This is a genomic window from Sphingobium sp. RS1, from assembly GCF_056156825.1.
Genome location: NZ_JBLZXE010000003.1, coordinates 62,846 through 76,112, shown reverse-complemented (window position 1 = coordinate 76,112; position 13,267 = coordinate 62,846). Strand labels below are relative to the sequence as shown.

Here is a 13,267-nt window from a genome sequence, read left to right as displayed (position 1 = left end):
GCAGCGGCCCGTCTGCTTATCTGGATTACAACCCGACATTCACTCGTCGGACGCAACCTTGCGCGATTTGGCGATCGCAGCGCTCTCCGCCTTCAGCGGACGCGACACCGGGCACACCTCCTGCACGTAGGCGTTGAGCGTGTTCGCCAGACTGTCGGGGACAAGGCTGTAGTAGACGAACTGCCCCCGCTTCTCGCTGGCGATGAGTCCCGCATTTTCGAGAATCGCCAGATGCTGGGACACGGCCGGCTTCGACATCTCGAAACGCGAGGCAATGTCGCCCGCGTTCATCTCGGCATGGGCAAGGTAGGCCAATATTTTCCGTCGCGGGGCGGAGGCGAGAGCTTCGAAAACCTTCTGCATGTGGCATATTTAAGGAATAAGCTAACCACTTGACAAGTCCAGGGCGATATTTAAGAAATAAGCTAATTACCTAGGAAATTGTCGCCATGGACGTCACCGACCGTTGCAGCGTGAACAGCCTGCGAGAAACGCCAGGATGCAGCCCAGTCGCCGGCAAGGTCCGCTGGGATCCCATCCATTCGCTCTGGAACGGAGGCATGCTGGCGGGCGCTGTCCTGGCCCTGTTCCATTTCAGCTGGAGCGGCTTAGGTGTTTTCCTGTTGATGACCGGCGCGTCGCTGCTGCTGGGGCATAGCGTCGGCTTCCATCGTCGCCTGATCCATCGCAGTTTCGACTGTCCTCTCTGGCTAGAGCACTTCCTGGTCTGGGTCGGGACGGGCGTGGGCATGGGCGGCCCTTTCTGGATGATCCGTACCCACGACCTGCGCGACTGGGCGCAACGACAGACGGATTGCCATGATTATCTCGCCCATCGGCAGCCCATGCTGATCGACGCATGGTGGCAGATGCATTGCCGGCTTGACCTCGACCATCCGCCCGCCTTCAATCTGGGCGCGGTCGACCGCGATCGCTTCTACCGCTTTCTGGAGGCGACATGGATGGCGCAACAGCTTCCCATCGCACTGCTGCTCTTTGCAGGCGGCGGGTGGAGCTGGGTGCTGTGGGGAATATGCGTCCGGGTCAGCGCATCGGTGACGGGCCACTGGTTCGTCGGCCATCTGGCGCATCGTCGGGGACCGCAAAGCTGGCTGGTCAATGGCGCGGGCGTTCAGGCGCATGACGTGCCCTGGGCCGCCATCCCGACCATGGGCGAGGCCTGGCACAATAATCACCACGCCTTCCCCGGTTCGGCACGCATCGGCCTTTATCCGGGCCAAAGTGACTGGGCCTATGCCTTCATCCTGCTGTTGGAGCGGATCGGCCTAGCCTCCAACATCGCCCTGCCCGAGCATCTGGCGCGGACCAAGGCGCTAACCCGCATCGTCCCCGCGGCGGAGGATACAGGCGGGCGACCGGCGCACGGCTTGCACAATCGCCCCACCTGATCGGACCATTTCCCTTTCTGCCTGAGTTCATCTTGCCATGGCTCTCCTCCCATCCGTCGCTACCCGGCCATTGAAGCGCCTGCTTGTCGGTCGCGTTCGGGCCATCTTCAACGACCGCGCTCGCGGCGAGCAGCCCATTATCCGTTCCGCTCAGGCGCTGTTTCCAGAGGGGTCGGTGATCTGGCGCGTCCATGGCGATGTCACCACGATGATGGTCGGCGGCGTAACGGCCCTGCTGCTCCAGATGCTCCACCCCGCCGCGCTGGCTGGGATATGGGATCATTCGACCTTCCGCGACGACATGCTGGGCAGGCTCCGGCGCACGGCGCGCTTCATCGCCGTCACCACCTTTGCCGTCCGGGCCGATGCGCTCGCAGCCATTGATCGCGTCAGGCAAGTGCATGACCGCGTCACCGGCACGCTGGCGGACGGCACGCCTTACCGCGCCAATGACCCCCATCTGCTCGCCTGGGTTCATGTAACTGAGGCACTCTGCTTTCTGGACGCATGGATACGCTATGGCGAACCCGACATGAGCCGGACGGATCAGGATCTCTATTTCGCCCAGTTCGCAGACATTGCCCACAAACTGGGGGCCGCTCCTGTTCCCGAAAGCAGGGCAGAAGCGGAAGCACTTGTCGCGCGCCTGCGTCCGCAATTACAGGCTGACGCACGCACACGTGAGGTCGCCCGTCTGGTTCTTCGCCAGAAGGCGCCGACGCCTGCGGCCATTCCGGTCCAGAAGATAACCATGGAAGCCGCCGTCGACCTCCTGCCCGACTGGGCAAGAACCCTGCACGCCCTGCCCAGCCACTATCTGAGCCGTCCCGCCATTAGGCTATCCAAAGCCATGGTTGCTAGCAGTCTGCGCTGGGCCTTCGCGCGTGATCGGCGTTCCGCATAATCCGAAACGGCCCAAATCCGACACCGAGAAGCCAATTTCCGCGCACCAGGTGCAGAAGGTCCGCAATTTCAGCGGGCGCGCCTATTAACAAAGGATGCAATCAAACCAATGCTACGAACAGTTGCGCGTCGGACGAGTATCCATCCCTTGCCCCTCGCGCGTGCCCAGCAGTCCCGGCATGGCAACCGGACAATTTAGGAAGCGCTAGAAGGCTCAACACATAGCCAATGATGGCGCTGCCTCCATAACCCACGATCGGCGTCGGATAATTGCCCAGGGCAGCCGCAGCGATCGCGGCGAACCAGACGGTGCCGAAAGCACAATAGATCGCGCGATTGTCGGCATCCCGGCTCCAACCGACGATCGCCGGAATCAAAATTATCGCCATGCCGCCCAGCACTGCAACGCCGGCAGCGATGTGAATATCGAAGGACGAATAGAGGATCTGGTCGACATAGGGGACGGCTGGCAGCGTATCAGGACGAACCAGCGTTGCCGCGAAGCTGGCAATGCTGGTAGCAAGTGCCACGCAAACATGCCTATCAGGGCGCATGACTGCGAGCACGGCAAGGCAAAGTGCGAGCATTCCGGCCATCGCCCGATCGGGTTGCAGCGCCATCGCGACAGCAGCGGTTATGATGCTGACAGTCGCCAGCACGCTACGGATCCGCGAGAAGGTGACAAGCATCACCGGCACGAGGATCAGGCTCGGTTGAATGGCTACCCCGCCGAGGTTCACCCAGCGTGCCGCTCCATCCACTTCGGAGCCGAAAAGCGCTGTCGCCAGCATCGCAATTGCCATCGCGACGCTCGCACCGTCCGTCCATCGCCGGCCCGCTGCGGCAGTGCGGTCAAGCAATGCCAGCATCGACAGGCCGATAGCCAATGCACAGGCATTGACACCGAGATAGCGCGCCGGAGCGCCAACGATCACCATATACAAAATACCCAGAACGACGGCGCCGATCGCGCAGATGATACCGAGCGCGCGCGGTTTCCGCATTATGGCATCGAATAAGTGCATGATGGTCGGTCCTTCCAAATAAGGCACATTCTCACCCGCGAGGGAGAGGAAGAGGGTGAGCAGACGCGATGCGACGGCACGAGGCATTAGTCCGCAAAGACAGCCAAACGTATACATGAGCGCCTTGCTGTCATCCGGGATGGCAGACGCCTCGTAACGGACCGCCAATCCCCAGGACTGCAGCGAGGCAGGCAGCACCGCTTGCAAGGCACTGCAGGAGAGATCGATGACGCTGCGGCGAAAACCAGTCCTCATGTGGCCGCGGCCCCGCGGTCCCAAGCTATTGCCGCCGCCGGTCCTGGAGGATTGGCGCGGGCAAGTTGCACGCCGCTGGCGGTCAGTCGATAGGCGTGCCTTGGCGGCCGCCCCCCTTCAGCAGGTTGTTGCCATTCAGCTTCGAGATAACCCTGCGCCTCCAGTCGGATGAGGAGCGGATAAAGCGTGCCGGATTTTACTTCGGCGCGCCGTGACAGCTCATAGCCATGAGACCATTGGGATCCAGCATCGAGCAAGACGGCCAGGACCATCCGGGCATGAGGGGAGAGCGCGCGCGTTCGAGACATGCGCAATAAATCTACCTATATAGAATTAACGTCAAGCGTTAGTTTCGATTTGGCGTCGAACGAGGCGTATAAGCAGGTCTTCCCTGCGATGTTGGGATGAGAAGAACTCATCTATTGCCGACCCATTCCAGCCGCTCAGCGCCCGATGTCTTAGCCCTAACTCCGGTCAGTCAGCTTTCCCTTGCATATCCAAATGTGGCTTTTCGCCGACTGGCAGCTTTTGGGTAGGCGTTCAGTTTGAACACCATCTTGGCCCTTCGAAAATAAACACTTGTCTGGCCGCGACATATGAACGCCCGCGCGAGATATCTCTGTTCAAAGCGTGAAAACGGTTCGAACAGGCTGGACCGCCCTATTTCCAAGAATCAAATACAGCAAACGTTTGCTTATTCCGATTTTGTCTGTAAGATCGGCTCTCGAAAGATCGCAACGGCGACGGAGAGGTGCATATGCGAGACAGAGCAAACAAACCAAGAATGCGCCTGTCCCGCATTGTCGAGATGAATCTCGGCTTCCTTGGCATCCAATTCTCCTTTGGCCTGCAACAAGCCAATATGGGGCCGATCTATCGCTATCTTGGCGCAGACGAGGCCCATTTGCCGCTCCTCTGGCTGGCGGGACCGGTGACGGGGCTTCTCGTGCAACCGATCGTTGGTGCGTTGAGCGATAGGACAGTCAGTCGCTGGGGCCGACGCACGCCCTATTTTCTGATCGGTGCCATATTGTGCAGCCTGGGCCTGTTGATGATGCCCTACAGCCCGAGCCTCTGGTTTGCGGCCAGCCTGCTGTGGATGCTCGACGCGGCGAATAACATCACCATGGAACCCTATCGCGCCTATGTGAGCGACCGGCTGGATAAAAGCCAGCGATCGGTCGGGTTCCTGACGCAAAGTGCTTTTACCGGCCTCGCCCAGACACTGTCCTATCTGGCGCCCTCGCTGCTCGTGTGGGGCGGATTTAATGCCGATCTGGTCGATGCGAACGGCATACCCGACGTTACCCGGATCGCCTTTCTGATCGGCGCGGTGATTTCCATATCGACGATCCTCTGGTCGGTGCTGCGCGTTCCCGAATTGCCGCTGCCGACCGAAGAGATAGCGCGCATGCAGGGCGAACGGCTGTCCTTCGGCACGGCACTGCGCGACTTCATGACGGCGGTGCGCGACATGCCCGTCGCCATGCGCCAGCTTGCTTTATCGATGCTGCTGCAATGGTTCGCGATGTTTGCCTATTGGCAGTTTATCAGCTTCGCGCTGGCCCGCTCTATTTTCGACACGGCCGATCCGGCAAGCAGCGGCTTCCGCCAAGCGGTTTTGCTGACCGGGCAGGCGGGCGCGCTCTACAATGCCGTCGCCTTCCTCGCAGCCTTCGCCATGGTGCCGCTCACCCGGCGGATCGGACCGCATTATGTTCACGCCATCGCCGTCGCCTTGTCCGGCGCTGCGATGCTGGCCATCCCCGGCGCGAGTGATCGCACGCATCTCTTCTTGTTGATGATTGGCATCGGCATCGGCTGGGCCAGTATGATGGGCAATCCCTATGTCATGCTGGCCAATGCCATCCCGCCCGAGCGGACCGGCGTCTACATGGGCATTTTCAACATGTTCATCGTCATTCCCATGCTGCTCGAAACGCTGATCGTGCCGGTCATCTACCGTCCGCTGCTGGGCAGCGACCCACGCAACATCCTTTTGATGAGCGGTATGATGATGATCGCAGCAGGCGCCGCTACCCTGATGGTCAGGATATCCCGCGAGAATTGATGTACGCTATCCAGATTGCCCCCTGTCCTTCCGTGGCCTAGACGATAGGATATGACGGATAATCAGAACGAACCTGTCCGAAGCATAACCGATCTCGCCCGGATCGCCGGCGTTTCTGTGTCTACGGTATCTCGTGCGCTGACGTCAAAGGGCGCGCTCAACAAGGATACGCGACGCCGTATTCAGGAACTGGCGGCCCGGCATGGCTTCCAGTTGAATGTCGCCGCGCAGAATCTGCGGCTGGGCCGTACCGGAGCAATCGCCGTGCTGCTGCCATTGGGGCATGAGCGCGGGCAGCATCTGTCCGATCCGTTCTTCATGGCAATGCTGGGTTTTCTGGCGGACGAATTGACGGAGCGCGGTTACGACCTGCTACTGTCGCGCGTATTGCCCGATGGCGAGGATTGGCTGGACGCCTTCATCCGCGGGGGCCGGGTCGATGGCGTCATCATCATTGGACAGTCCAACCAGAGCGACGTGCTGGACCGCACCGCCAGCCATTATCGCCCAATGGTCATCTGGGGCGCCCATGCAGACCGCAATCAGTATCTAACGGTCGGGACCGACAATGTGGCCGGCGGTGCGCTGGCCGCGCGACACTTGTTGGAACGCGGACGTAGCAAGCTCGCCTTTTTCGGCAATGTCGCCGTGCCTGAATTTGCCGCCCGCTATGAAGGCTTTCTCTCCGCCCTGCCCACCGATGTGCAAGACCGGGTCGAACTGGTTCATGCGCATGTCACGCCGGAGGCGAGCTATCGCGTGGCAGCCGACTATTTTGCGGCGGGCCATCGCCCCGACGGCATATTTGCCGCTTCGGACGTGACCGCCATGAGCGTCATCACCGCCGCCGCCGAACAGGAGGTCCGCGTGCCAGACCATTTATCGGTGGTAGGCTTTGACGATGTGCCGCTGGCGCGACTGTCCAACCCGCCGCTCACAACCATCCGGCAGGATATCCAGCAAGGCGCTGCGTTGCTGGTCGACCGACTGTGCCAACGACTGTCGGGCGAGGAGGTCGGATCGATCGAGATTGCACCAGAGATCGTGACGCGGGAGTCCAGTTGACAAGAAAAGGCCCGGTTCCTGTGCAGAACCGGGCCCTTCAGGTTACCGAAACGACTGTTCCGGAGAGGAGGAACAGTCGCTCCAGCATCGAACAAGGATCAGAAATTGTAGCGGATCGATGCGGTCACGGTGCGGCCATAGACCGCGCTGTTCTGGAAGATGCCGGTCGTCGCGCTGGTCGGCAGCAACTGGCCGCCTCCGCGATAGCCCAGCGTGTCGAACAGGTTATTGGCGTTAAGGCCGAGTTCCAGATTTTCGATCGGCCGCACCTTTACGAAGCCATTGAAGAAGGTCGTGCCGCGTACGGTGTAGAGGTTGAAATCGTCATTGGGTGCGCTCGACTGACCGCTGGCGGACAGGCCGACCGCGAACAGGCCTGCATCATAGGATGGCGAGATCAGATAGGTGAGCTTGGGAATGCCGCCCGGTCGGTTGCCGACCAGCGCCGCCGTCGCGCTATCCTTGATCTTCGGGTTCACCCAGGTCGCATCGACCGCCAGACGGAAATTGCCGAGATTGAGACGCCCGGTCAGTTCGACACCCCAGGAACGATAGTCATTGGAGATATTCGGGTCATTGTTCGGCGGCGGATTGTTGATCCGGGTGAAGTCATAATTATTTTCAGTGAGGGTCGAGCGGAACCCGGTGACTTCCACCGAGTAATTGCCCGACCCGCCGACGAAGCCACGATGCTTCACGCCCACTTCCTGCTGATTGAGGAAGTTGATGGCCGTGCTGGCGCCCTGGCTGTTGAGCGACCCGTCGGCATTGAAATTCCCGCCCAGCGTGCGCCGGTCGGCGTTGAAGCGCCCGCCCCGGCTGGCGCGGGCGAAGACGCTGGTGCTGCTGTCGAAGGCGTAGAGCGCGCCGAACGACCAGCTGGTATAGCTACGACTGTAGTTGATCCGCTCGATCACGCCACCCGGCAGCATCGATGGCAAGGTCGCGCTGCCGACTTCATCGCTGACGACATAATCGGGACCGGCAACGCCCGCCTGCGCCGTGCCTTCACCCCGCACCCGGTCGAAGCGGACGCTAGCGTCGAGGTCGAAGCCGCCGCCCGAATAGTTGGCGGACAGGAAAGGCGCGTCGTCGGTATATTTGAGGTCGACGCTGCGCGCGCAGCAATTGCCCCAATTGTCGTTGAACCCGGCCTGGCCCGCCGCGGTGATCTGTGTGCCGGTGGTGGAGTAGAGGTTCAGCGGCGCAGCATTTTCGCCCTCTAGAGCGCTATATTGGCGGTTCACATGCCAGTCCTGCACGATGTTCTGGCTCATATGGAACCAGCCCGCCTGCATGGTGACCTTGCCGCCGCCGACATCGAACTTGCCGGTCAGCGCCAGATTATTGGCGATGCTGCCCATATCCTTCATCAGCGTGTTGATGTTGGGATTATTGTTCAGATAGGTGCCGGTATAGGCCTGCCCCTTGTTCGGCCCCGCCGCATAGCGGATCGCCCCCACCGTTTGCCCGTTGACGGTAGATCCCAGCACGCTGGCAGTCGTCGCGACGTTCAGGAACTGGGTGGTGAAATTGCCGCTCATGTCGGTGTAGCGGAAATTATTGTCGACGGTCAGCGCGTCGCTCAACTCATAATGGAATTGCGCACCGACGGACGTGACGCGGGGATGGATGCCCTCCACATCGGCATTTTTGAGCACGCCGTTGCTGTCGACATATTGGAAGCTGCGCTGATAGATGGAATAGGTCGATCCATCGCGAGCGTCAAAACCAGGCAGCGGCTTGAAATTGCTGATCTTGTTGCCGTCGATCGTCACTAGCGAGGGCATGGTCGTGTTGGTCGGCGCCTGTTCGTCCAGCCGCTTGAAATTGAAGCGGATAAAGCCGCGCTCGCCCAGATCCTTGGTCAGGTTGGCCTTTACCTGATAGCCGCGCAGGATGTTGAAATCCTCGTTGGTCGGGCCGCCGCCCTCACGGGCATAGCCGCCGACATGAAAGCGCAGCGTGTCGCTGATAGGACCGCCATAGTCGAAATCGACGCGCGTCTCGCGAAAGCCAACGCCCTTTGAGAGGCCGATGGAACCGCCCTCCTTCTCGCCGGTCTTGCTGATATAGTTGACGACGGCACCGGGCGCCTGGCTGGCGAAGGTGGAGGCGGAACCGCCGCGCACGGCTTCGACCCGCTCGACATTCTGGTCGAAGCGCAGCCAATAGTCATTGTTGCCGAACTGGATGTCGCCGAACAGGGTCACGGGCAGGCCATCTTCCTGAAGGGCGACATATTCCGATCCGCCGGTCGACACCGGAATGCCGCGCACCCCGATATTGGCGTTGCCGCCCGGACCCGCCGTATCGGAGGGCTGGAGGCCAGGAATGGACCGCAGCACTTCAGCTTCGGAGCGCGGTGTGAAATTCTGGATCGCTTCCTGGCTGACCTGCGACACCGAAATGGACGATCGGAAACGCGATTTGTCGCCGGCTGCGGCAGTGACGACGATATCCTCGCCATTAATGGCCGCACGCTCCTGCCCGGCAGCGGCTTGCGTGTCGGCAGGTGCGGCTTCCTGCGCCAGAGCAGGGCCGCCAAGGCACGCCATGGCCAGCGCGAACGTGGAAATGCAGCTTGGCTGAATTCTGGTCTTCATGATCCCCTCCTTAGGGCCGCCGCACATCGCTTCACGGTCGGTCGAAGCATTGCATAAACGTCTCTGCAAACCTTTGCAACATATTGCAGCAAACGTTTGCATTTAATCTCGCCAGAGCGATCCATCATGCTATATCGCACTCATGGTATCGGCGGTTCTGGCCGAAAAGTAAGAGCGATCGGGTTGAGGATGGAAGCGCATGACAATCTTGCCGATCTTGCCGCGAACCAGCCCGCGTCCCCATCTTCTCCCGACTCAGCCGTTTGGCTGAGGTCGATCGAGTCGACCATATTTTGCGCATTGCGCGCCGGGGCAGAAGACCATCTGCTTCCGATATTGGCACACGCCTGCCTGCTCTGGCCGGATCATCCCCGACTCCTCTGGCTGAAGGCGCTGGTCCTGCGAGAGGTTCATGCGCATGAAGCCGCGCTGATCGCTGCCGAACGCGCTGCTGCGTTGGCGGAGCACGATCCGCCGGCACACGCCCTCATCGCCCAGTTGCGCTACGAAACCGGGCGCAGCGCTGCCGCGCAATTCGCGATCGCTCGCACCCTTGCCCCGGCGGACATGGCGCTGGTTCGCGGCCACGCAGGCGCGCTTGCGGCGGAAGGCGACAGCGAAGCGGCGCTGGCCTTGATGACTGCGACTCTCCGTGATTGTCCTGGCTGGGTCGACGCCCAGACCTACCGCGCAACATTGCATCGTCTTGCCGGTGCCAGCGGGCGAGAGGATGACGGCTTTGACGAAGCGCTGCGTGTCGAGCCGAACAATCTGACGCTGCACCTTGGACATTTCCATTGGCTGGCCAAGGCGAAGGAATGGGATCAGGCCCGCGCGGTGCTGGACAAGGCAATATGCGCTTGCGGAGAGGTCGCCGCGCTGGAGGTCGCAAGCCTCTATCTCGAAGCGGAATCAGGGGTGGCTGCGGACAATCCCAATCTGTTCGACAGACTGGCTGACCGTGCAGATCCCGGCCTGACACTTGCCCGAGTCCGCCACGCGCTGCGCTGCGGCGCGCCGGAGCGAGCGGTAGAGATTGCCCTGGCGCAGCTTGGCTCCCCGTCCGCGCCCTTATTCTGGCCCTATCTGTCGATCGGCTGGCGTATGCTGGGGGATGACAGAGCGGCTTGGCTCGACCGGCCCGACCAGTTGATCAGCGCAGCCGACATGGATCTCAGTGCACAGGAATTGTCGGATCTTGCCGATCTTCTCCGCACGCTGCACATAGCGACAGCGCCCTATCCCGACCAGTCGGTGCGCGGCGGCACCCAGACCGATCGGCCGCTGCTCTTCCGCCATGAGCCGATCATGCAGCGCACTCGCGCCGCGATCGAGGCCACCGTGCGCGACTATATCGATCAGTTGCCGCGACACGAACCGGGCCATCCGTTGCTCGGCATGCCGCGGGGCGAAATGCGGTTTGCGGGAAGCTGGTCAGTGCGGCTCTGCGCCCAAGGCTTTCATGTTGCACACACACATCCTGTCGGCTGGATCAGTTCGGCGCTGCATGTCGCCTTGCCCGACTCCTCGGCCATGGGCGACGCGCCATCGGGCTGGCTGCGGTTCGGCACGCCGCCGCCGGAGCTGGGGCTGGACCTGCCCCCCTACCGCCAGATCGAACCCAAGGTCGGCCGCCTGATCCTGTTTCCTTCGACCCTCTGGCACGGTACGGTGCCCTTCGCGGACGGCGAGCGGCTGTCAATTGCGTTCGACATACGCCCGCCGCGTCGCTGAGCGCTCAGCTTTCGAACAGGTAGGCCGCGCCCTTGTAATCGCCCTTCAGCTTCACGCGCAGCCCCTGCTCCATCCAATAGGCGCCGCTGGCTTCAACTGGCACGCCATCGGGCAAGGCCGATCCGTCCAGCATCCGCACGCTGTAGCGGCGCGCCGGATCGAGCCCCGCCGGATGCAGCGCCTCGACATTGTCGCGGAAGGATGAACTGTGCAGCATCTGGAATAGCACGGCGCGGCGCTTGTCCGGGGAAACATGGAAGGTAGCGGACGTCGCCGCGCCCGGCCGGGGCGGCGCAATGCGATAGAGATCACCGCGCTGCACGATATCCCTGATGTTCTTGTAGGCAGCGATCCATTTCGTGGCCGTGGCGAAATCCGCCTCCTGCCAATGATCCAGATTTGCGCCGATGCCAAGGCTGCCCTGCATGGCGGACAGGAAGCGATAATCGAGACTGGTTTCCCGCCCATTCGCCCAATTGGGGCTGTCCGTCACCCAGGCCATCATGATCGACGGGGCATAGGCCTGGCTAAAGCCGTCCTGGATGATCAGGCGATCATAGGGATCGGTATTGTCCGAGGTCCAGCTCTGGTCGGTAAGCCCCATGATGCCCAGGTCGATGCGCCCGCCGCCGCCCGAGCAGCCCTCAATCTCCAGCCCCGGATGCCGCCGCCGCAGTTCGGACAGGATGTAGTAGAGGTTGCGGACATATTGGACCTGTATCCGCTGCTGATCCTCCGGCGCCATTTCGGGCCAGCCCGCTTCGGTCCAGTTGCGATTATAGTCCCATTTGAGAAAGGCGATATCATTCTGGCTCACCAGCCGGTCCAGCACGGTCAGCAGATGATCGCGCACATCGGTCCGGGCCAGGTTGAGGAGCAGTTGGTTGCGGCCTTCGGTGCGCGGCCGGCCGGGGAAATTCAGCACCCAATCGGGATGGGCGCGGTAAAGGTCGGAATTGACGTTCACCATCTCCGGCTCGACCCAGAGGCCGAAATCCATGCCCAACGCCTTCACCCGGTCGATCAGAGGCTTAAGGCCGTTGGGGAATTTCCGCGGATTGACGGTCCAGTCGCCCAGCCCCGCCTTGTCGTCGTCACGCGCGCCGAACCAGCCGTCATCGACGACGAAGCGTTCCACCCCGATCTTCGCCGCCTTTTCGGCCAACGCCATCTGACCTGCTTCGGTCACATTGAAGGTCGTGGCTTCCCAGCTATTATAGAGAACCGGGCGGATTTTCGCCTTGGCACCACCGGGGATGATGGTGGCGCGCTGGAAAGCATGGAAGCGGCGCGAGGCGTCTCCCATCCCCTTGTTGGTATAGCCCGTATAGAAGACCGGAGTGTCCAGGCTTTCCCCCGGTTTCAGCGTCCAGCTGAAATCATAGGGATTATAACCGCCGCTGATCCGCACCCGGCTGAGATTGTCGAGGCCGACCGACAAGCGGAAGGAGCCGGACCAGGCGAGCGCCCCATACCAGACGGGACCATCCGTCTCGCTGCTTTTGCCATCCTTGATCAGAGCGAACCAAGGCTGATTGCCATGGCCGGTCGATCCCCGGCGGCTCTCCAATATAGTGAGGGCCGGGGTTACCGGCGTGTCCACCTGCGACCATTCGGAAGCGTGGCGGCCGGTCAGATAGCGGAGCCGATAGTCATCGCCGACTGGCAGCGTGTAAGTCGCCGCCGCGATCTGGTCGATGCGCACCGGCTTGCTGTCGCCATTGCGCACGCTGGCCGATCGGGCGATCACACCGGTCGTCGGGTCGATCCTATAGTGGAGCGTGACCGTGAACGGTCGTCGGATATCGGCCAATTCGACAGTCAGCGTTTCGCCCGATATCTTATAGCCTCGATATTTGAGGATGAGGTCGCGATTGCCGTCGGCGAACTCTGCCTTGATGCCCGGCTCGCTGACCAGCCCTTCCCCCTGCCCCGCATATTCCTGCGGCGTGATCGATCCAGCCGGGTCGAACCCCGACAGTTCGGTCGGATACCGGGCCGAGAGCGGCGCCGCGTCGTCCAGCGTTGCGCCCCAATATAGCGGCTCGAGATAGCCCTGTTCATCCACCCCCATGGCATAGGTCACGCCGCCGCCATCGAGCCGCATCACGCGACCGTCTGCCGTTGCGCTGACCTTTGCCAGCGCACCTTCAGGAAGAACCGATAGGGCGATGGCGGTTGCAGCCATGCACAAAAATC

The 13,267-nt window shown here is 61.6% G+C and carries 10 protein-coding genes; 5 read left to right on the top strand and 5 right to left on the bottom strand.

What is annotated here, in order from left to right; genetic code table 11:
* Nucleotides 1–39: 39 nt before the first annotated feature.
* Nucleotides 40–363 (bottom strand): metalloregulator ArsR/SmtB family transcription factor, encoded by a 324-nt coding sequence (locus ACNHGR_RS20510; RefSeq protein ID WP_184274082.1) that lies wholly within the window; start codon nt 361–363, stop codon nt 40–42.
* An 86-nt stretch (nt 364–449) separates the two neighbouring features.
* Here ACNHGR_RS20510 and ACNHGR_RS20505 point away from each other — a divergent pair, with 86 nt between their 5' ends.
* A complete protein-coding gene (locus tag ACNHGR_RS20505; RefSeq protein WP_475288582.1) occupies nt 450–1,409 on the top strand; it encodes an acyl-CoA desaturase in 960 nt (319 codons plus the stop codon).
* A gap of 37 nt (nt 1,410–1,446) precedes the next feature.
* Nucleotides 1,447–2,313, top strand: a complete 867-nt coding sequence (locus ACNHGR_RS20500; protein WP_475288581.1) for an oxygenase MpaB family protein — start codon at nt 1,447–1,449, stop codon at nt 2,311–2,313.
* A gap of 100 nt (nt 2,314–2,413) precedes the next feature.
* Here ACNHGR_RS20500 and ACNHGR_RS20495 read toward each other — a convergent pair whose 3' ends face one another.
* Complete coding sequence (locus ACNHGR_RS20495; RefSeq protein WP_475288580.1) at nt 2,414–3,592, bottom strand: hypothetical protein; 1,179 nt, start codon at nt 3,590–3,592, stop codon at nt 2,414–2,416.
* Entirely contained in the window at nt 3,589–3,864 is a 276-nt protein-coding gene (locus ACNHGR_RS20490; protein ID WP_221417226.1) for a PadR family transcriptional regulator, read from the bottom strand. The genes ACNHGR_RS20495 and ACNHGR_RS20490 overlap by 4 nt, the downstream gene beginning before the upstream one ends.
* A 512-nt stretch (nt 3,865–4,376) precedes the next feature.
* On the opposite strand from ACNHGR_RS20490, the gene ACNHGR_RS20485 reads away from it, so the two are divergent.
* On the top strand, nt 4,377–5,663 hold the full coding sequence (locus ACNHGR_RS20485; RefSeq protein ID WP_475288578.1) for an MFS transporter: 1,287 nt from the start codon (nt 4,377–4,379) through the stop codon (nt 5,661–5,663).
* A gap of 51 nt (nt 5,664–5,714) precedes the next feature.
* Nucleotides 5,715–6,728: a substrate-binding domain-containing protein gene (locus tag ACNHGR_RS20480; protein WP_184274097.1), complete on the top strand. Its 1,014-nt coding sequence runs from the start codon at nt 5,715–5,717 to the stop codon at nt 6,726–6,728.
* A gap of 98 nt (nt 6,729–6,826) precedes the next feature.
* Here the strand turns inward: ACNHGR_RS20480 and ACNHGR_RS20475 are convergent, their stop codons facing one another.
* Entirely contained in the window at nt 6,827–9,334 is a 2,508-nt protein-coding gene (locus ACNHGR_RS20475) for a TonB-dependent receptor domain-containing protein (protein ID WP_475288577.1), read from the bottom strand.
* Between the two features lie 336 nt (nt 9,335–9,670).
* Here ACNHGR_RS20475 and ACNHGR_RS20470 point away from each other — a divergent pair, with 336 nt between their 5' ends.
* On the top strand, nt 9,671–11,068 hold the full coding sequence (locus ACNHGR_RS20470; RefSeq protein WP_475288576.1) for a putative 2OG-Fe(II) oxygenase: 1,398 nt from the start codon (nt 9,671–9,673) through the stop codon (nt 11,066–11,068).
* A 4-nt stretch (nt 11,069–11,072) separates the two neighbouring features.
* Here the strand turns inward: ACNHGR_RS20470 and ACNHGR_RS20465 are convergent, their stop codons facing one another.
* The gene (locus ACNHGR_RS20465; protein ID WP_475288575.1) at nt 11,073–13,256 is read right to left on the bottom strand and encodes an alpha-galactosidase; all 2,184 of its coding nucleotides are present in this window, start codon (nt 13,254–13,256) and stop codon (nt 11,073–11,075) included.
* Nucleotides 13,257–13,267 lie beyond the last annotated feature (11 nt).